The sequence below is a fragment of the Enterobacter sp. JMULE2 genome, from assembly GCF_013337145.1.
Classification (GTDB): domain Bacteria; phylum Pseudomonadota; class Gammaproteobacteria; order Enterobacterales; family Enterobacteriaceae; genus Enterobacter; species Enterobacter mori.
The window spans coordinates 26,952-45,550 of the sequence record NZ_SGWD01000015.1 but is presented as its reverse complement, the minus strand read 5'-3'; the positions used below and the strand labels follow the sequence as shown (position 1 = coordinate 45,550).

The 18,599-nt window shown below is 57.5% G+C and carries 15 protein-coding genes and 1 pseudogene; 11 read left to right on the top strand and 5 right to left on the bottom strand.

Features of this window, described 5'->3' with window-relative positions:
* Positions 1-2 precede the first annotated feature (2 nt).
* Positions 3-965, bottom strand: a complete 963-nt coding sequence (gene tauA, locus EXW94_RS18255) for a taurine ABC transporter substrate-binding protein (RefSeq protein WP_023293188.1) — start codon at positions 963-965, stop codon at positions 3-5.
* 240 nt (positions 966-1,205) lie between these two features.
* Here tauA and EXW94_RS18250 point away from each other — a divergent pair, with 240 nt between their 5' ends.
* From EXW94_RS18250 to fbpC, 6 genes are all read left to right on the top strand, one after another.
* On the top strand, positions 1,206-1,835 hold the full coding sequence (locus tag EXW94_RS18250; protein ID WP_126817364.1) for a response regulator transcription factor: 630 nt from the start codon (positions 1,206-1,208) through the stop codon (positions 1,833-1,835).
* Positions 1,835-3,376 carry an MASE1 domain-containing protein gene (locus EXW94_RS18245; protein ID WP_174340697.1) on the top strand — a complete coding sequence of 514 codons (1,542 nt, stop codon included), beginning with the start codon at positions 1,835-1,837 and terminating at the stop codon, positions 3,374-3,376. Before EXW94_RS18250 ends, EXW94_RS18245 begins: the two co-directional genes overlap by 1 nt.
* Positions 3,377-3,461: 85 nt before the next feature.
* Positions 3,462-4,763 carry an MFS transporter family glucose-6-phosphate receptor UhpC gene (gene uhpC, locus EXW94_RS18240; RefSeq protein WP_033487711.1) on the top strand — a complete coding sequence of 434 codons (1,302 nt, stop codon included), beginning with the start codon at positions 3,462-3,464 and terminating at the stop codon, positions 4,761-4,763.
* Positions 4,764-4,776: 13 nt separating this feature from the next.
* Positions 4,777-5,808 (top strand): ABC transporter substrate-binding protein, encoded by a 1,032-nt coding sequence (locus EXW94_RS18235; RefSeq protein ID WP_033487712.1) that lies wholly within the window; start codon positions 4,777-4,779, stop codon positions 5,806-5,808.
* A 74-nt stretch (positions 5,809-5,882) separates the two neighbouring features.
* Positions 5,883-7,961: an iron ABC transporter permease gene (locus EXW94_RS18230; RefSeq protein ID WP_174340696.1), complete on the top strand. Its 2,079-nt coding sequence runs from the start codon at positions 5,883-5,885 to the stop codon at positions 7,959-7,961.
* Between the two features lie 4 nt (positions 7,962-7,965).
* Positions 7,966-9,012, top strand: a complete 1,047-nt coding sequence (gene fbpC, locus EXW94_RS18225; RefSeq protein WP_100167153.1) for a ferric ABC transporter ATP-binding protein — start codon at positions 7,966-7,968, stop codon at positions 9,010-9,012.
* A 40-nt stretch (positions 9,013-9,052) separates the two neighbouring features.
* On the opposite strand, the gene mmuM is transcribed toward fbpC, so the two are convergent.
* Complete coding sequence (mmuM, locus tag EXW94_RS18220; RefSeq protein ID WP_174340695.1) at positions 9,053-9,985, bottom strand: homocysteine S-methyltransferase; 933 nt, start codon at positions 9,983-9,985, stop codon at positions 9,053-9,055.
* Complete coding sequence (mmuP, locus tag EXW94_RS18215; protein ID WP_174340694.1) at positions 9,972-11,372, bottom strand: S-methylmethionine permease; 1,401 nt, start codon at positions 11,370-11,372, stop codon at positions 9,972-9,974. The genes mmuM and mmuP overlap by 14 nt, the downstream gene beginning before the upstream one ends.
* Before the next feature lie 361 nt (positions 11,373-11,733).
* Between mmuP and EXW94_RS18210 the strand changes: the two genes are divergently transcribed.
* Positions 11,734-12,843 (top strand): AI-2E family transporter, encoded by a 1,110-nt coding sequence (locus EXW94_RS18210; RefSeq protein ID WP_174340693.1) that lies wholly within the window; start codon positions 11,734-11,736, stop codon positions 12,841-12,843.
* A 112-nt stretch (positions 12,844-12,955) separates the two neighbouring features.
* Positions 12,956-14,740, top strand: a complete 1,785-nt coding sequence (locus EXW94_RS18205; RefSeq protein WP_174340692.1) for a diguanylate cyclase — start codon at positions 12,956-12,958, stop codon at positions 14,738-14,740.
* Between the two features lie 22 nt (positions 14,741-14,762).
* On the opposite strand, the gene EXW94_RS18200 is transcribed toward EXW94_RS18205, so the two are convergent.
* Both EXW94_RS18200 and EXW94_RS18195 read right to left on the bottom strand, forming a co-directional pair.
* Positions 14,763-15,272, bottom strand: a complete 510-nt coding sequence (locus tag EXW94_RS18200) for a hypothetical protein (protein ID WP_174340691.1) — start codon at positions 15,270-15,272, stop codon at positions 14,763-14,765.
* Positions 15,273-15,288: 16 nt separating this feature from the next.
* Entirely contained in the window at positions 15,289-16,188 is a 900-nt protein-coding gene (locus EXW94_RS18195) for a LysR family transcriptional regulator (RefSeq protein WP_174340690.1), read from the bottom strand.
* 170 nt (positions 16,189-16,358) lie between these two features.
* Here EXW94_RS18195 and EXW94_RS18190 point away from each other — a divergent pair.
* From EXW94_RS18190 to EXW94_RS18180, 3 genes and pseudogenes are all read left to right on the top strand, one after another.
* Positions 16,359-16,493 (top strand): annotated as a pseudogene (locus EXW94_RS18190) (short-chain dehydrogenase); the annotation flags it as partial.
* Positions 16,494-16,538: 45 nt separating this feature from the next.
* Positions 16,539-17,750, top strand: coding sequence for an L-dopachrome tautomerase-related protein (locus tag EXW94_RS18185; protein ID WP_174340688.1), 1,212 nt, complete (start codon positions 16,539-16,541; stop codon positions 17,748-17,750).
* Positions 17,751-18,097: 347 nt separating this feature from the next.
* Positions 18,098-18,592 (top strand): molybdopterin-dependent oxidoreductase, encoded by a 495-nt coding sequence (locus EXW94_RS18180; protein ID WP_174340687.1) that lies wholly within the window; start codon positions 18,098-18,100, stop codon positions 18,590-18,592.
* Positions 18,593-18,599 lie beyond the last annotated feature (7 nt).

Here is an 18,599-nt window from a genome sequence, read left to right as displayed (position 1 = left end):
CCTTATTTCACAAAACGATCGGTCACGTACTGGCTGTAATCCGCTGCCACCGCAGGCACTTTGCCCTGCTCTTTCAGGAAGGTGGCGGTATCCACAATCGCTTTGTTCACCGGCCCGGTCAGCTGCTGCACCTGCTGGGCAGGCGTCAGATAGGTATTGCCTTTCACCAGTCCCGGCACGTCCGCCTCCGGCACGCCGCTCAGGCGGGAGAGTTTTTCCAGGTTGGCGGGCTGCTTCAGCCATTCATCCGGGTTACTGATGTACGGCTGCTGGGCGTCAATCGCGCTTTTCGCAAAGGCTTTCACCACCTCAGGATGTTTCTCGGCGAAGTCTTTGCGCACGACCCACACGTCGAGGGTTGGCGCGCCCCACTGGCCCACTTTTTCAGAGTCGGTCAGCACGGTGCCGTCTTTTTCCAGCTCGTTCACCGCCGGTGCCCAGACGTAGGCACCGTCAATGTCGCCGCGCTGCCAGGCGGCGATAATCGCCGGCGGCTGCAGATTGATAATTTGTACCTGACCCGGCTTGATGCCCCAGTGTTTCAGCGCCGCCAGCAGGCTGTAGTGCGTAGTTGAAATGAACGGCACGGCGATGCGTTTGCCGATCAGATCTTCCGGTTTGGTGATGTTTTTCTTCACCACCAGCGCTTCAGAGTTACCGAGCTGTGAGGCGAGCAGGAACACCTCAATCGGCACCTGCTGGCTGGCCGCCACCGCCAGCGGGCTGGATCCAATATTGCCGATCTGCACGTCGCCGGAGGCTAACGCACGCACGACGGATGCCCCGCTGTCGAACTTGCGCCAGTCGACTTTCGCGCCGCTCTCTTTGGCAAAGGTGTTGTCCGCCTGCGCGACTTTCGCCGGTTCCGCAGAGGTTTGATACGCAACGGTGACGTCTACCGCCTGCGCCTGAAAAGCCCACAGCGCCAGTGCGCCGAGTAATGTGATTCGCGATGAAATTGCCATATTGCCTGCTCCCCTTGTTGTTATGAGGGCAGTATTTCCGGCGCGGGAATTTTGATAAAGGAATAAAAAGGCATCGCTCATTCCGAATCGTTTTTAGAAAAAAACCGGCAAAGGATAGTTAAAAAGTGGGCTGTGGCTTTATTGCAATTTTGTTACATCGGTTACATAACCGCAGCCGCAGGATTGCCAGCCCGCCGGCAACGGGCATCATAGGTCAACGAATGAGCAAAAGGTGTCGAGATGATTAAAGTGGTGCTGGTGGACGATCACGTGGTGGTGCGTTCCGGTTTCGCCCAGCTGTTAAATCTGGAAGAGGATGTGATCGTTGAGGGCCAGTTTAGCAGCGCGGCGGAGGCGTGGCCCGCCCTGTCGCGCAACGATATCGACGTGGCGGTGATGGACGTCGCGATGCCGGACGAAAACGGTCTTAGCCTGCTCAAGCGCCTGCGCCAGCAGCGGCCGACGTTTCGCGCCATCATCCTGAGCATCTACGACACACCGGCCTTTGTGCAAAGTGCCCTCGACGCGGGTGCAAGCGGCTATCTGACCAAGCGCTGCGGCCCGGAGGAGCTGGTGCAGGCCGTGCGCGCCGTCGGCATGGGCGGGCATTACCTGTGCGCCGATGCGATAAAAGCGCTGCGCGGCGGCGAGCCGATGCCAAAAGCGCTTGAGGCGCTCACTCCGCGCGAGCGCGAAGTGTTTGAGCTGCTGGTGAAAGGCGAAAGCGTGAAGGAAATTGCCTATACGCTTTCGCTGAGCCACAAGACGGTACACGTCCACCGTGCCAACGTGCTGGGCAAGCTCCAGTGCAACAGCACTATCGATCTGGTGCATTTCGCGCTGGATAACCAGTTGCTGACGGGCCACTGATGCGGCGCGCAGTCCGGCATCTGATCCTTTCTCTGTTCATTATGCTGGCCTGGGGCACCGGCTGGCTGATGCTGTGGACGCTGAGCTTCTACCTTACCCACAACGGCCAGCAGGCGGTGCTGTTTCTGCCGCAGGGGGTGTGGCTGGCGCTGATGATTTTACTTTCCCGCCGCTACTGGCCCGCATTAGTTCTTCCCCCCCTTGCCGCCATTCTGTGGCTGCACGGTGAGCAGCTCCTCACGCGGTATCTGATGCTGGCCGTACCGCTTATCGGCATCGTCAGCGCCTGGCTGGCACAGCGGTACTGGCACCGCTTCCCGCTCTACTGGCAGCGGCTGTCGACGCTGATTGCGGCGGTGACGGTGAATGCCCTGCTGCAAACCTTGCTCCTGTCGCCCTTTCTGGACAGCCCGGCCACGCTGCTTTTGCTTGGCTCCTTTACTGGTGGCGTGCTGCTTACGCCGTTCGTCTATCTGGTCTTCGAATTTTTACGCCAGCAGCATCGATACCATCTGCTGGGGCTGGACACCAGCAATCCGCCGCTGCGCACCTCGCTGATTATCTGGTGCAGCCTGTTTTTCATTATCGGCATCGGCACGCAGATGGTGCTCTCCCCGGCGCTGGAGCGGCTGCTGCTGATTGTCGTGTTCCTGCCCAACGTGGTGATGGCGTGGAAATTCGGCTGGCAGGGCGGTGTCCTTTCGGGGCTGCTCGGCAGCATGATGATCACCATTGCCCGCCAGGTGGGCGTCGGGTTTAGCGACCTTCTCGAACTGGAAATTTTTCTCTCTACCCAGTCGCTGCTGGGGATTGGCCTGGGGATCGCCATCAGCCGCCAGCAGCATCTGGCAATGAACCTCGAACGCTATCGCCATCGGCTTGAGAATGAACTTCAGGCCAGACGGGCGCTGGCGGAAAAACTGATCCATTCCGAAGAGGACACCCGCAAGCAGCTGGCGCGCGAGCTTCACGACGAAATCGGCCAGAACATCACCGCTATCCAGATCCAGTCTCAGCTGGTGAAGCGGGCGAGCGATACGCCGCTCGCCATTGAGGCCGCCGGACAGATAAACGATCTCGCGCGGCGTATTCACCACTCCACGCGCCAGCTGCTGCGCCAGCTCCGCCCACCCGTGCTGGACGAGCTGTCGCTCCAGGAGGCTCTGCACCACCTGGTCAACGAGTTCGCCTTTGCTGAACGCGGGATCCGCTGCCGTTTTGACTACCGGCTTCCCACGCCGCCGGAGAGCGAAACGCTGGTCTTTACCCTGTATCGCCTGCTCCAGGAGCTGCTCAACAACGTCTGCAAACACGCCAACGCCAGCGAAGTCACGATTCTGCTCTGCCAGCGTCACGCGCGGCTCTACCTCGAGGTGCACGATAACGGCAGCGGCATCAGCCCGCAGCAGCAGCCCGGCTTCGGCATTCAGGGCATGCGCGAACGCGTCTCGGCGCTCGGCGGCGAACTGACGCTGGAATCCCGTCTCGGGACGCGCGTAATTGTTAACCTGCCCACAAATTTGCAACAAACGCCGCTCTGACCAGGAAAAAGTCTTAGTCACTCCAGACTTTGTCTCATCCCATTTATGCCGCACTTCCCTAGAGTCATCTCAAACGGAGAACGCCATGCACGCACTGTCTGCTGAAGAGGTTTCACAACGTTACCGGGCGCTGCGCCCCAGGCTGCTCCTTTGTATGGTGATTGGCTACGCCGCGTTTTACCTGACGCGCAAAAGTCTGAACACTGTTTTACCCGCGCTGCAGCTGGATTTGGGGCTCAGCAAGGGCGATATCGGGCTTATCGGCTCGCTGTTTTATCTCAGCTACGGGCTGTCCAAATTTGCCGCCGGGCTCTGGCACGACAGCCACGGACAGCGCGCCTTTATGGGCATCGGGCTGCTGGCAACGGGCGTGCTGAACGTGCTGTTCAGCTTTAGCGATGCGTTCCCGCTGCTGCTGTTTATCTGGACGCTGAACGGCTTCTTTCAGGGCTGGGGCTGGCCGCCCTGCGCCAGGCTGCTGACCCACTGGTATTCGCGTAACGAGCGCGGCTTCTGGTGGGGCTGCTGGAATACCTCCATCAATATCGGTGGCGCGATTATTCCGTTGATTTGCGCCGTTGCCGCCCACCGATGGGGCTGGCAGGCGGCGATGCTGACACCGGGGATTATCAGCATCGTACTCGGCCTGTGGCTGACCACACAGCTGCGGGGCACACCGCAGGAAGAGGGTCTGCCCACGGTCGGGGAGTGGCGGAGCGATCCGCTGGAGCTGCGCCAGCAGCAGCAAAGCCCGCCAATGGGGCTATGGCAGATGTTGCGAACCACCATGCTGCAAAACCCGATGATCTGGCTGCTCGGGGCGTCATATGTGCTGGTGTATCTCATCCGCATCGCCCTGAACGACTGGGGCAACATCTGGCTGGCAGAAAGCCACGGCGTGAACCTGCTCAGCGCCAACGCCACGGTGATGCTGTTCGAAGTGGGCGGCTTACTGGGCGCATTGTTTGCCGGATGGGGATCAGACCTGCTGTTCAGCGGCCAGCGTGCACCGATGATTTTGCTGTTCACGCTGGGACTGATGGTGTCTGTCGCCGCGCTGTGGCTGGCACCAGTGCATCATTACGCCCTGCTGGCGATGTGCTTTTTTACGGTCGGATTTTTCGTCTTCGGTCCGCAGATGCTCATTGGCCTTGCCGCCGTTGAGTGTGGACATAAACAGGCGGCAGGCTCGATTACCGGCTTTCTCGGCGTATTTGCCTATCTGGGCGCCTCGCTGGCCGGATGGCCGCTGTCGCAGGTGATTGAACGCTACGGCTGGTCGGGGATGTTCAGCTTGCTCTCGATTGCCGCCGTCCTGATGGGTTTATTACTGATGCCTCTGCTGATGGCGGGCATCACCGCTTCTCGCAGTCACATAACGTCATAAAAAGGGCTGAATAATGAAAACAACGCTTCTCTCTACCCTCATTGCTTCCGGGATCGCGCTGGCTACCTTAACCGGTGCCGCACAGGCCAAAGGCCGTCTGGTGGTGTACTGCAGCGCCACCAACGAAATGTGCGAAGTCGAAACCAAAGCATTCGGTGAAAAGTACGATGTTAAAACCTCGTTTATCCGCAACGGCTCCGGCAGCACGCTGGCGAAGGTGGATGCCGAGAAGAAAAACCCGCAGGCCGATGTCTGGTACGGCGGCACGCTCGATCCGCAGTCCCAGGCCGGTGAGATGGGGTTACTCCAGCCCTATAAATCGAAAAACCTGGAACAGATCATGGAGAAATTCCGCGATCCGGCCAAGGTGAAGGGCAACCTCTCCTCAGCGGTTTACGTCGGGATCTTAGGTTTTGGCGTCAACACCCAGCGCCTGAAAGAGAAAAACCTGCCGGTCCCCAAATGCTGGAAGGATCTGACCAAACCGGAATACAAGGGCGAGATCCAGATCGCCGATCCGCAAAGCTCCGGCACCGCCTATACCGCGCTGGCAACCTTCGTCCAGCTGTGGGGGGAAGACCAGGCCTTCGACTACCTGAAACAGCTGAACGGCAACGTGTCTCAGTACACCAAATCCGGCATTGCCCCGGCACGTAACGCCGCGCGCGGTGAAACCGCCATCGGCATCGGTTTCCTGCACGACTACTCGCTGGAAAAAGAGCAGGGTGCGCCGCTGGAGCTGATCTCTCCGTGCGAAGGCACCGGGTATGAAATTGGCGGAGTGAGCATTCTGAAGGGCGCGCGCAACGAAGAGAACGCGAAGCTGTTCGTGGACTGGGTGCTCTCCAAAGAAGCGCAGGAGCTGGCGTGGAAGAAGGGCAAGTCCTACCAAATCCTGACCAACACCACGGCGGAAACTTCGCCGAACTCGCTCAAGCTCGATGACCTGAAGCTCATCAGCTATGACATGGACAAGTACGGCTCCACGGACGTGCGTAAAGCGCTGATCAATAAATGGGTCAGCGACGTGAAGATGGGTAAATAAGCTCACTACCGCGGTAATTGCCGGGTGGCGCTACGCTTACCCGGCCTACAATTTCCTTAACACCCGGAATTGCTATGTCACAGACACTCGCTCTTCATCCCGTGAAAAAACGGGATGCGGTCTTCCTTTGGGTTTTCGTTGGCTGGCTGGCTTTTGTCCTGCTGCCGAGCTGGAGCCTGGATTATGGCCTGCTGGAATCCACCGGGGACGAGATCCTCGATGCCTACAGCTGGTCGCACTTCAACATCAGCTGGCTGTGGTATCTGCTCCCCACCCTGCTGCTGGTGCGCCCGTTTAACGAGGCGAAGCGCGAGCAGCGCAGCCGCCACTACCTCGACGCGGGCTGGGCGCTGCTGTGTATGGCGTTCGTGGTCATCAGCGCCACCGTGGAAGGACGCGGTTTAGGCTATGCCACCATCGTGCTGTTTGTCGCCCTGGGCGCCATCATGACGCTGGCCCTTACCCGCCTGGAGTGGCTGGGCGGCGATCGCTTTGTCATCGGCTCGCTGATTACCATCGTGGCGCTGATCGGCATTTTTATCGTCTGGCCGAGCATCGCCATTTTCATTCCGATGTTCACCAACGACGCAGGTGAATTCGCCCCGCTGGCCTTTATGAACGTGCTGTCGCAGGCGCACATTATCCAGGTCATCATCAACTCGATTCTGCTGTCGATAGCCGTCGGGGTCGGCTGCACCTTCTTTGGCCTGGTGCTGGCGATCTACACCACGCGCATCGCCAAACGCAGCGCCATCATTGGCCGTATCTTCTCGATTCTCCCCATCGTGACCCCGCCGTTTGTGGTGGGGTTGGGCGTTACGCTGATGATGGGGCGTTCTGGCTATATGACGGAGCTGATGGTGGACTGGTTTGGGTTAACCAATACCAACTGGCTGTACGGCTTCACCGGCATCTGGCTGGCGCAGGTGCTGGCCTTCACGCCGATGGCCTTTATGATCCTCGACGGCGCGATCAAAACCATCCACCCGTCGCTGGAAGAGGCTTCGTACACCCTGCGCGCCAGCCGCTGGCAGACCTTTAACGGCGTCTTCGTGCCGCTGCTGAAACCGGCGCTGGCGAATGCGTTCTTAATCGTGATTGTGCAGTCGCTGGCCGACTTCAGTAACCCGCTGGTGCTGGGCGGGAACTTCGACGTGCTGGCCACGCAGATCTACTTCTACATTACCGGCTCACAGCTGGATTATCAGGCAGCGAGTACCCTTGGGGCCTTCCTGCTGCTGTTCTCGCTGCTGGTGTTCTGCATCCAGTACATGTGGATCGGCAAGCGCTCCTACGTCACCGTGTCCGGTAAATCGTACCGCGGCGACGTGCAGCCGCTGCCGGTGACGCTGGTGTGGAGCGTGATCGCCCTGCTGGCGGTGTGGATCGCCTTTAACGCCCTGCTCTACGGCAGCATTTTCTATGGCAGCTTTACCGTCAACTGGGGCGTGGATTACACCCTGACGCTGGATAACTTTATCAAGCTGTTCGGCCAGGGGATGAGCGACGGCGCGTGGCCTTCGCTGCTCGATACCCTGCTCTACGCCGGGATTGCCGCGCCGATCACCGCCGCCTTCGGACTGCTGATTGCCTGGGTTGTGGTGCGCCAGCAGTTCCGGGGTAAAAAGACCATCGAGTTCACCACCATGCTGTGCTTTGCCGTACCGGGTACCGTGGCGGGCGTGTCGTACATTCTGGCCTTTAACAGCGCGCCGGTGTACCTCACGGGCACCGCCGCCATCGTGATTATCTCCATGGTAATGCGTAACGTGCCGGTGGGGATTCGCGCCGGGATCGCGGGATTAGGGCAGATCGACAAGTCACTGGACGAGGCCTCGCTGAGCCTGCGTGCCGGAAGCCTGCGCACCATCACCCACATCCTGCTGCCGCTGCTGCGTCCGGCCATTTTATCAGCGCTGATTTACAGCTTTGTGCGCGCCATCACTACCGTCAGCGCCATTGTGTTCCTCGTCACGCCGGACACCCGCGTGGCAACGGCCTACATTCTGAACCGCGTGGAAGACGGCGAATACGGTGTGGCGATTGCCTACGGCTCGATCCTGATTGTGGTCATGCTGGCGATCATTTTCCTCTTTGACTGGCTGATCGGCGAGGCGCGTATCGCCCGTTCAAAAGCCAAAAACCAGGCGTAACACTATGACTGAGAAACATTTTGTTGAACTGCGCAACGTGACCAAACGCTTTGGCGCAAATACGGTAATTGAAAACATCAACCTGGCGATCCCGCAGGGACAAATGGTAACGCTGCTCGGCCCGTCCGGCTGCGGTAAAACCACCGTGCTGCGCCTGGTCGCCGGGCTGGAAAAACCGACCGAAGGGCAGATTTACATCGATGGCGAGGATGTGACCCACCGCTCCATTCAGCAGCGCGATATCTGTATGGTGTTCCAGTCCTACGCGCTCTTCCCGCATATGTCGCTGGGCGAGAACGTGGGCTACGGTCTGAAGATGCTGGGCGTTTCGCGCGCAGAGATAAAAACGCGGGTCAAAGAAGCCCTGGCGATGGTTGACCTGGAGGGGTTTGAAGATCGCTACGTGGATCAGATTTCCGGCGGCCAGCAGCAGCGCGTGGCACTGGCCCGCGCTCTGATCCTCAAACCCAAAGTGTTGCTGTTCGATGAACCGCTGAGCAACCTCGATGCGAACCTCAGGCGCAGCATGCGGGACAAAATCCGCGAGCTGCAAAAGCAGTTCAACATCACCTCGCTGTATGTGACGCACGATCAAAGCGAGGCGTTTGCGGTCTCCGACACCGTGCTGGTGATGAACAAGGGCAACATTATGCAGATTGGCTCGCCTCAGGATTTGTATCGGCAGCCGGCGTCTCGCTTTATGGCGAGTTTTATGGGTGATGCCAACCTCTTCCCGGCCCGCTTCAGCGAGGATGTCGTGGAAATCCACGGCTACCGTCTGCCGCGTCCGCTGCACTTTGCTACGCAGGGCGAAGGCACCGTCGGCGTGCGTCCGGAGGCGATTACGCTCAGCCAGCACGGCGAGGCGAGCCAGCGCTGCACTATCCGCCACGTCGCCTATATGGGTCCGCAGTATGAGGTGATTGTCGACTGGCACGGACAGGAGATTTTACTGCAGGTGAACGCCACGCGCCTGCAGCCAGACGTGGGCGATGCGTACTATCTTGAGATCCACCCGTACGGGATGTTTGTACTGGCGGAGGCGGCATGATGTGTGCCGGGTGAGGCGCAGCCGCCACCCGGCAAAAGACTCAGCGCTGCGCATTCAGCTCAGCAATGTCTTTCGGCGTGGTGCGACAGCATCCGCCGATTAACTTCGCTCCCGCTTCCAGCCACTGCGGCAAATACCCAGCCAGCGTCTCGCACGCTTCACCGTGGTGGTGCCAGGTTTTGGTTACAGCGTCATAGTGCTCGCCCGAGTTCGGGTAGACCACCAGCGGCAGCGCCGTCAGGCTTTGCAGATGCTTCAGCGCCGCGGTGGTGTTTTCCAGGGCGATGCAGTTAATGCCCAGCGCAACAATGTGCGGAGAGTGTGCCAGCGCGTCGACCACCTCACGCAGCGGCGTACCGTCGCTCAGGTGCTCGCTGTCGCGTAAGGTGAAGGAGAACCACGCCCGGGCGCGGGGATATTCAGACAGCAACGCCGCCAGCGCCTTAATCTCCTCAAAGGACGGTAGGGTTTCGCAGGCCAGCAGGTCAGCGCCCGCATCCAGCAGCGCTTCCACGCGAGGACGATGGAAGGTGGTGAATTCTTGCGCACTGCGCACGTAGTCGCCGCGATACTCTGAGCCATCCGCCAGATAGGCTCCGTATGGCCCGACAGATCCCGCCACCAGCAGCGTGCCCGCATGCGGATTTTCAGCAAGATACGCTTCGCGCGCCTTACGCGCCAGCTCCACGCTTTTACCGATCAGCGCGCGAGACTGCGCCTCGTCCAGACCGCGCGCGGAAAAGCCCGCAGGCGTGGCCTGATAGCTGGCGGTGATCGCCACCTGCGCACCCGCGCGGTAGTAATCAAGATGCACTTCACGGATGAGTTCCGGGTTTTCAACCAGCACTTTGGCAGACCAGAGGCTGTCTGCCAGGTTACAGCCGCGCGCTTCCAGCTCCGTTGCCATCGCGCCATCCAGCACCACGAAGGGCTGCTTTTCAAGGAGGGCGGTAAGCGGATTATTCTGCGACATGTTCAGGCTCCTGCGATGTCAGATTTCGGGTCAGGTAGTACGCACCATAACACAGGGCGACAAACGGCAGCCCGCAGTAAAGCGCAATGCGCTGGCTCGGATCAAACCACAGGCCGACACAGGCCACCACGCAGAGGACAAAGCCCAGCACCGGCACCAGTGGATACCACGGCGCACGGTACTGCAGCGCAGAGAGCGACTGGCCGGACTGCAAATGGCGGCGACGGAAAACGAAGTGCGACGCGCAGATGCTGATCCACACCGCCACCACCGCAAATCCGGAAATTGCAGACAGCGCCACAAACACCGTGTCCGGCGCAATCACGCTTGAGAACAGCGCCAGCACGCCGCCGAGCATGGAAACCGACAGGGCCGTCAGCGGCACGCCGTTTTTGTTGACGCGGGCAAAGCAGCGCGGCAGCGTTTTCTCATTCGAGAGCGACCACAGCATGCGTCCAGACGCGTACAGACCGGAGTTCGCCGCCGAGAGGATCGCCGTCAGGATCACAAAGTTAAAGATATCAGCCGCATAAGGAATACCGACCTTTTCGAACACCAGCACGAACGGGCTTTTTTCTACCCCGGCCTGCTGCATCGGGATCAGCGCCGCCAGTACAAACACGGTGCCGATAAAGAAGATAATCAGGCGTGCAATGGTGGTGCGGATCGCTACCGGAATGACCTTGTGCGGGTTTTCGGTTTCACCCGCCGCGATGCCGATAAGCTCGGTACCGGAGAAGGCAAAGTTCACCGCCACCATGGTCATCAGGATCGGCAGGCCGCCGTGCGGGAACCAGCCTTCGGCGGTGATGTTGCTTAAGCCCGGCGCGGGTGCACCGTCCTGCATCGGGATAAAACCAAAGATCGCCGCCCCGCCGAGAATAATAAAGGCAATGATGGTGACGACTTTCACCAGCGAGAACCAGAACTCACCTTCAGCAAAGAAGCGCGTCGAGATGACGTTGAGGCCAAAAATCACCGCGCAGAAGACCACGCACCAGGCCCAGACGGGTATCTGCGGGAACCAGTACTGCATACAGAACCCGGCGGCGGTAAAGCTCGACCCAAGCGCCACCGTCCAGGTGAGCCAGTAGAGCCACGCCACGGTGTAGCCCGTCGCCGGGCCCAGATAGCGGGCGGCGTAGACGTGGAACGCGCCGGTTTCCGGCATCGCTACGGAAAGCTCGCCCAGACACTGCATCACCAGCCAGACCACCAGCGCGCCAATCAGGTACGCCAGCAGCGTGCCCGCCGCCCCGGTCGTCGAAATGATATAGCCCGTATTGAAAAATAACCCTGTGCCAATCACGCCACCCAGCGAAAGCATAATGAGGTGGCGTGTTTTCATGGTGCGTTTAAGCTGCCCATTTTCTTGTTGTGTTTGCATATTACCTTCTAAACGTATGGACATCTAAACATCCAAAGAAGGTGTGTTATACCGCGATTGTTAATAAAAAGCTAGATGACCAGACGCAGACGGGCACGCCGCGCGCTGAGTCGGGGATGGGTTGTGAGGATTACATAGAGAATCGGACGCCAGGCCATAAGCACCTCCGCAAGCAGATGCTTACAGCATGGTGCGGAAAGAGGCGATCTTCGGTCAGTCGAAAGTGGTATCCGTGAATAACGGATTCATACCGCAACACCGCCCATATGCCGCATAAGACGCCGCCCCCCCGGCGCAAGGGTTGGTAAATCCTACAATCAGTTCTATAGTCGACACAGTTTCTTAGTAACCAGGACTGACTATGCGCTTTAACGGACTGACCAAAGGTTTCTTTATTTTCATCCTCGCCCTTGTGACCTGGGCCTTCTTCGACGTGCTGTCGCCCTACTTCTCCGCGATTTTGTGGGCCGCCATCCTGACCATCATCTTTAACCCGGTGAAAAACAAACTGCGCGCTGCGCTTGGCGATCGCAACGGGCTGGCCTCGTTCCTGACGCTGTGCATTATCTGCCTGATCGTCTTTATCCCGCTGATGGTGATCCTCTCCTCGCTCGCCATTGAGCTGAACGTGGTGTACACCAAACTGCAAGCGAACAACACACAATTCCCGGAAGTGATCGCGAGCATCTTTAACCGCCTGCCGGACTGGGCCAGCGGTTTTCTGGCGGACCACAACCTGACTAACGCCGCGCAAATCCAGAAAAAACTCTCTGACGTGGCGTTGCAGGGTGGTCAGTATCTGGCAGGCAGCGCGTTCCTGATCGGTAAGGGGACGTTCGGTTTTGCCATCAGCTTCGGCATCATGCTCTATCTGCTGTTCTTCCTGCTCAAGGACGGCCCCTATCTGGTGCGCCAGATCCTTGATTCCCTGCCGCTGTCTGATTTCGCTAAACAGCACCTGTTCGCCAAATTCGTCGGCGTCTCTCGGGCGACGGTAAAAGGCACGGCGGTGGTCGCCGTGGTGCAGGGCACGCTCGGCGGGATTGCGTTTGCCATTGCAGGCATTGATGGCAGCATACTTTGGGGCGCGCTGATGGCCTTCCTCTCGCTGGTGCCTGCCGTCGGCTCGGCGATTGTCTGGGTGCCTGCGGCCATCTTCCTGTTCGCCACCCTCCAGCTGTGGCAAGGGCTGTTTATTGTCGGCTTCTTCGTGATTATCGTCGGGCTGGTGGACAATATTCTGCGCCCGCTGCTGGTAGGCAAAGACACCAAAATGCCGGACTACCTGATTCTGATCTCTACCCTCGGCGGCATGGAGCTGTACGGCATTAACGGCTTTGTCATCGGGCCGCTGATTGCCGCGCTGTTTATCGCCTGCTGGAACCTGTTCTCAGGGCGCGATCACGAAGGTAACGCCGAAGAGCTGGACGCAGACTTCATCGAAGAAGGAAAAAACCGGCCAGATCTATGATGTTTCTCTTCATTTCAGGCGGCTCTGTGCCGCCTTTCTTTTCACGCTAAATCAAACATTTTCTATAATTTGAAAAACGCCTCCCCACTCTTGTCGTAGAAGGATCCCACAGGTGCGAATCGCCACGATTACAAACTGGGCCTATGGTGCCACGGTGTGCCTGACCCTTGCCTCTGGCATCGTTATGCTCCTGGCATCCAACGCCGATAGCGTTGAACGTCAGGCCGTTAAGCAACGGCAGGTGTTTGATCGGCTTACGGAAGAGATCGAGACAAATACCTGGATGCTCTCTGATTTAGCGCGCCTGTTCGTCATCAAAAAAGAGCCCTCTATTCGGGAAGAATATCGGCAGAAAGAGAGCGAATTAAAAAGCATAGAGCATCATCTGGTGCAGTTAAAAGATAACGGCGCCTCCGGCGAAGAACTCATGCTGCTTCAGGATGGTTTAAAAATCATTGAGGAACTGCAGGACGAGCAGCAAACCGCACTCGACAGCATAGCCCGTGGCGAGCAACAGCAGGCCGTAGCCCTGCTTTATGGCCCTGTCTACGAACAAGAGATGGAGCGCGCGCAGAGCCAGATTGATCATTTCCGCCAGATCCTGGATAAGCGCATCATTGCCGACGTACAGGCGGCCACCAAAACATCGAAAGCACTGCGCACGGTGTCGGAAGTGATGGTCGGCCTCACGGCCCTGCTCTTCCTGTTCGTGATGGGCTTTATTCTCAAGCGTCGTGTGCTTCACCCGGTGGTTCGGCTGAGCGACGTCGTACACCGGCTGGCTTCGCAGGACTATGCCGTTGAAACGCCAAACTTTACCCAGATTGATGAAATAGGCGATATGGCCCAGGCCATCCGCATTTTCCGCGAGAACGGGCTGGTGCGACAGCAGCTGGAAAAAGAGCGCGATGCCGACTGGGCGATCCGCGAGCTGCTGGCTCGTATGACCCAGCGGTTGCAGGGCTGTGAAAACCTCGCCGACGTTATTAATGTGGCAGAGCTATTTGCGCCCAATATTGCGCCGGGCGTTTCCGGGCGGTTATATATTTTTGATCGCGAACCCTGGCAGATGCGCTGCGCAGCAGAATGGTTGTCCCCGGAGGGTGACACACCCGCATTCCATCCGGATGAATGCTGGGCTGTCCGGCGCGGGCAGAGCCATCCCCCGGTGAACGGTGAGCCTGACATTGGTTGTTATCACCTGCCAGAATCGCAAGCACACAGGTCCCTGTGCGTTCCGCTCATTGCGCAGGGCGAAGCCATCGGCCTGCTCTCTTTCCAGAACATCACCCCTGAAACCGCCCCCTCCCGCGCTTATCTTGAACTTATGACTGAAGCGCTGGGGCTGGCACTGGCCAACCAGCGGCTACGCGATGCTCTACTGGAAAAAGCGCTCTTCGACCCGCTCACGGGTTTACGTAACCGTCATCACCTGGAAGATACGTTGCGGACGCAAATGGCGCAGGCCATGCGAAGCGAGCAACCGGTAAGCTGTCTGATGATCGACATCGATCACTTCAAGAGCATTAATGACCGCTTTGGTCATGAAGCGGGTGACCAGGTCATTAAAAGCGTGGCGTCGGTTGTTCAGCGCGCCACGCATAATACGGGTATGGCCTTCCGCTACGGTGGCGAAGAGTTCCTGGTTCTGCTTTCCGGTGCCGATGAAGAAGAAGCGCATGCCTGTGCGCAGAAAATTTACAACGGCGTGCATGAGCTGTCGCTTCGCTATGGGCTGACCGAGATTGGTCCGGTGGATGTGTCGATTGGCATTGCCAGCTACCCGCAACATGCCCAGAGTGACAGCCTGCTGCGCGCCGCGGATGTGGCCCTGTACCGGGCGAAAGAGCTGGGCCGCTCGCGGATTGTGAGCTTTGGGATGCTGGAGGCGAGCTAAGGGGGATGAGTCGGCCCCGGGTTCAGGGCCGTGTGATTGCCCAAAGCACCACCATGCCCAGCGAATTACTCCGCTTTTCCACGTACAGGGTGCTGTCGATAAAATAATTCCCCTGCGGGTAACAGATGCGGATCTCTCTCTTGAGTTCCGGCTCATAGACTTTCGCCCCCGAACAGCTTTTTCGGCTGCCGGATTCATACCGGTAAGGTTGACTCCAGGTAGAGTATTCTCCGCCCAGTAGCCAGGCCGCGGTAACGATGACGAAAATGACCACCGGCAGGCTGAAGATGATGAGGCCGAGGTAAATTTTGACAACGTCAACAACGGTTTTGCCTTTGAACGCTCTCTTCACGATGAACATCGCCATCACCACCAGCGGCAGCAGCAATGCGCCAACCGCAAGAACCTGTTCTCCCAGGACGGTGAGAAAGGTCACGCGATAAATCTTGATTGACCAGACAACAAAACCGAATATCAACGCCAACCCGCCAACGATGAGTGGGATCAGAAAGGCATAGCTATCTTTTTTCATGGTGAACAGTTCCTTGTCATGCGTCAGCGGTCAGAAGAGCGATCAACGCGCGAGTGGCTGCCGACTGACGACGGTGCGGCGCGAAGATCACGGAGAAAGGCCGCGAGCGCCCGCGTAAATGGGGCAGCACTTCGACGAGCTGGCCGCGCGCTATCCTGTCGCGGACGATAAATTCATAGCTCTGGCAGATCCCCATCCCCTGTTCCGCCAGTGAAACCACGCCCAGCACGTCATCCGATATTTCGAAGGTTGAACGGGGCAGCCAGTCAACGTCGCGTCCATCATCACGGAACACCCAGGGTGCAATCCGCCCCGTTCGCGGCATGATAAAAGGCAGACAGCGGTACTGTTGCAGCTCATCCAGCGTCTGCGGGACGCCCGTTCGATGAAGGTAAGCAGGGGATGCCACCAGAAGCAATGCCGCATCTTCCAGCTTGCGCGCCACTAAGCCACTATCAGGCATCTGACCCAGACGAACAGCGAGATCGAATCCCTCCGCGATCAGATCGACGTTGCGATTGGTGATATTCAGTTCTACCTGAACGTGCGGATACTGTTGAGAAAAGCGAGCCAGCAGGGGCGGCAGACAATAGTGCCCGTAGGTGGTCGGAACGCTGATCCTCACGCGGCCCGTCAGATCGCCCCCCTGACCACGACCATCCCGTTCGGCGTCATCAAGCAGGGAAAACGCCGCTCGCGCCTGTTCCAGATAAATTCGTCCGGCTTCCGTGAGCCCCACGCGACGAGTGGTGCGCTGTAGTAGCTGTCGTCCAAGACGTACTTCAAGGCGGGACACCGCGCGGCTTAAGACTGAGGGGGTGGTTGAAAGGGCAACCGCAGCCGCGGTAAATGAGCCATGTTCAACGACAGTAATGAAGACTTCAACATCGCCGAGATAATCGAATTTTCTGCTCATTTTGCTCTTTCACGAACAAATGTTTTTCAATTTCGCTAATTTATCTCCGATTGGGCGATGAGTAAAGTGACCGCACTTATCACCAAAAGGCAAAAATTATGGATCTTCAACTCGCTGGTAAGACCGCACTTGTCACTGGAGCGACCGCAGGAATTGGGCTGGCTATCGCCAGCACGCTGATCGCACGAATGATCGAGGCTGACGAAATAGCCGCTATGGTCGCGCTGCTGGCAAGCCCACTCTGCGCAGCCTCTAACGGAGCTGCGGTACGCGTCGAGGGCGGCACGTTCCGCTCCATTCTTTGATACCGAATTAAGAAGCCGCTTCTTACTCTCTTCACCGGAGCATTTATGTCCCACAGTACCCGTACTTTCTCCGCCATTGCGATGGCGGTATTGTTTTCTTTCGCAAGCTGCGCCAGCGCGGCGAATCAAGTGCCTCTTGAACGCTGGCGCAGCTATTCAGGCGTAAGCTGGAATACACCAGAGAACGGGCAGCCAGCGCTTTTTTCCGGGTCGGTTAATGCCCCCATCGCCGGTATTCATTTTGATGCAAAGGGCCGAGCCTTTGTCAGCACGCCGCGACTGGTTTCGGCCAGTGCCCCCGCCACGTTAAGTATTCTGGATACCCGCACTCAGTCGGGCCCGGCGCGCCTGACGGCATTTCCGTCACGCCAGGGTAATGAGGTAGATTCTGCTCCCGATCGGAACCTGCGCAACGTGCTCGGCTTTTATGTTGATCGTAAGAACGGCTGGTTATGGGCGCTGGATATGGGGTTCGTCGCGGGAGAAGCGGAATCCCCCGCAGGCTCGCAGAAACTGGTCGTGCTGGATCTCGACTCGGGCCGCACGGTTAAACGGATCCCACTGGACGGCGTGGCTGACCGTAAGGCGAGCTTCCTCAATGATGTCGTTGTCGATGAAGATCGTCGTATCGCATACATTTCCGACAGCGGATCGCGAAGTGCGCCTGAAAACCGTGTCGGTCTGATCGTTGTGGATTTCACCGCCGGCGCAGCCCGACGCGTACTGGATCGCCACCCTGCCCTACAGATTGAACCCGGCGTAAAAGTCGTTTCCCACGGTGCGGAAGTGTGGCCGGGTAAACCGCTGCTGATTGGCATCAATGGCATTGCGCTTTCTCCCGATGCTGAGACATTGTACTGGACGGTGACGACGGGAACACATGCGTACGCGGTACCGACTGCCGTTCTGAAGCAGTCTGGCTTAACCGATGCGCAGATTACCGGGCAAATCCAGAATCTGGGCACGGTGGGAGGCAACACGGACGGTCTGGTGACCGATGCAAAGGGCAACCTCTATATTACGGATGTCACCCACAACGGCATTGTCAGGTATGATCCGAAGACCCGTACAATGTCGCTTATTGCTGAAAATGAATCCGTACGCTGGCCAGACACGCCGGCTATTCGTCCGGACGGTGACTTGATCTTTACCTCAAGTAGCCTTAATGACCACTTTGCTGGAGTGGTCAAACCCGGTCATGAACGCTACGAGCTATGGCGTTTGCCACTCGATGCTTCACCGGGCACGAAAAAGTAACGGTGCACTACGCTGGACAATCGCTAAATATGACGACGCCGCCCATTGGGTGGCGTTTTTTTACCTGTCCATGACAGATACAATCTTTGCGGTGAGAAAATAACACCCAATTAAAGCGATCGTTTTTTAAACGCAAGAGAGTTTATTCAAGTCAGTTTAGCGTGCCTCAAAAAAAAGAGGCGTTGTATGTGATTCAAACGCCCCCTCCTAAAATCACACAACCCATTGATTTGGATACACTTTATCTTCACATAAGTACAGAAGTAATAGCGACTCAATAAAATACATAAACTACTGTGATAACTAAATTATAATTCATATACTTCTGTTCAAAAGTGGAGGCCATAATGCGATTAACCCTAATGCTGGTATGCTGTCTGGTACAGAGTTTAGCCTGGGCTGGCGAACTGCCAAAACCCGTTGGAAAACCCATTTTGACGATTTACGGTAATATAGAAAATACCAATGAAGAGGGAAAAGCAGTGTTTGATCTCGCAAGCCTTGAAAAACTGGGTATGGTGAGTTTTGAGACGACATCTCCCTGGTACACTGACCGTACAAAATTTGAGGGTGTCCCAATGGGCAAACTCATGGATTATGTTGGCGCGAAGGGTTCTGTCGTTAATGTTATTGCGCTCAATGATTACGCTACCGAGATCCCTCTCAGCGACTTTAAAAAATACAACGCCATACTTGCCTTAAAGATCAATGGCGAATATATGCGCATTCGCGATAAAGGCCCATCATTCATTGTTTACCCTTATGACAGTCTTCCTGAATTGAATAATCAGATTTATTACTCGCGCTCGGCATGGCAGGTTAGCAAAATGAAGATTGAATAGCAGTTCA

Bases quoted from the DNA above. Each gene is read 5' to 3' on its own strand.
- tauA (WP_023293188.1), bottom strand. From the start codon at position 965: ATGGCAATTTCATCGCGAATCACATTACTCGGCGCACTGGCGCTGTGG.
- EXW94_RS18250 (WP_126817364.1), top strand. From the start codon at position 1,206: ATGATTAAAGTGGTGCTGGTGGACGATCACGTGGTGGTGCGTTCCGGT.
- EXW94_RS18245 (WP_174340697.1), top strand. From the start codon at position 1,835: ATGCGGCGCGCAGTCCGGCATCTGATCCTTTCTCTGTTCATTATGCTG.
- uhpC (WP_033487711.1), top strand. From the start codon at position 3,462: ATGCACGCACTGTCTGCTGAAGAGGTTTCACAACGTTACCGGGCGCTG.
- EXW94_RS18235 (WP_033487712.1), top strand. From the start codon at position 4,777: ATGAAAACAACGCTTCTCTCTACCCTCATTGCTTCCGGGATCGCGCTG.
- EXW94_RS18230 (WP_174340696.1), top strand. From the start codon at position 5,883: ATGTCACAGACACTCGCTCTTCATCCCGTGAAAAAACGGGATGCGGTC.
- fbpC (WP_100167153.1), top strand. From the start codon at position 7,966: ATGACTGAGAAACATTTTGTTGAACTGCGCAACGTGACCAAACGCTTT.
- mmuM (WP_174340695.1), bottom strand. From the start codon at position 9,985: ATGTCGCAGAATAATCCGCTTACCGCCCTCCTTGAAAAGCAGCCCTTC.
- mmuP (WP_174340694.1), bottom strand. From the start codon at position 11,372: ATGCAAACACAACAAGAAAATGGGCAGCTTAAACGCACCATGAAAACA.
- EXW94_RS18210 (WP_174340693.1), top strand. From the start codon at position 11,734: ATGCGCTTTAACGGACTGACCAAAGGTTTCTTTATTTTCATCCTCGCC.
- EXW94_RS18200 (WP_174340691.1), bottom strand. From the start codon at position 15,272: ATGAAAAAAGATAGCTATGCCTTTCTGATCCCACTCATCGTTGGCGGG.
- EXW94_RS18195 (WP_174340690.1), bottom strand. From the start codon at position 16,188: ATGAGCAGAAAATTCGATTATCTCGGCGATGTTGAAGTCTTCATTACT.
- EXW94_RS18185 (WP_174340688.1), top strand. From the start codon at position 16,539: ATGTCCCACAGTACCCGTACTTTCTCCGCCATTGCGATGGCGGTATTG.
- EXW94_RS18180 (WP_174340687.1), top strand. From the start codon at position 18,098: ATGCGATTAACCCTAATGCTGGTATGCTGTCTGGTACAGAGTTTAGCC.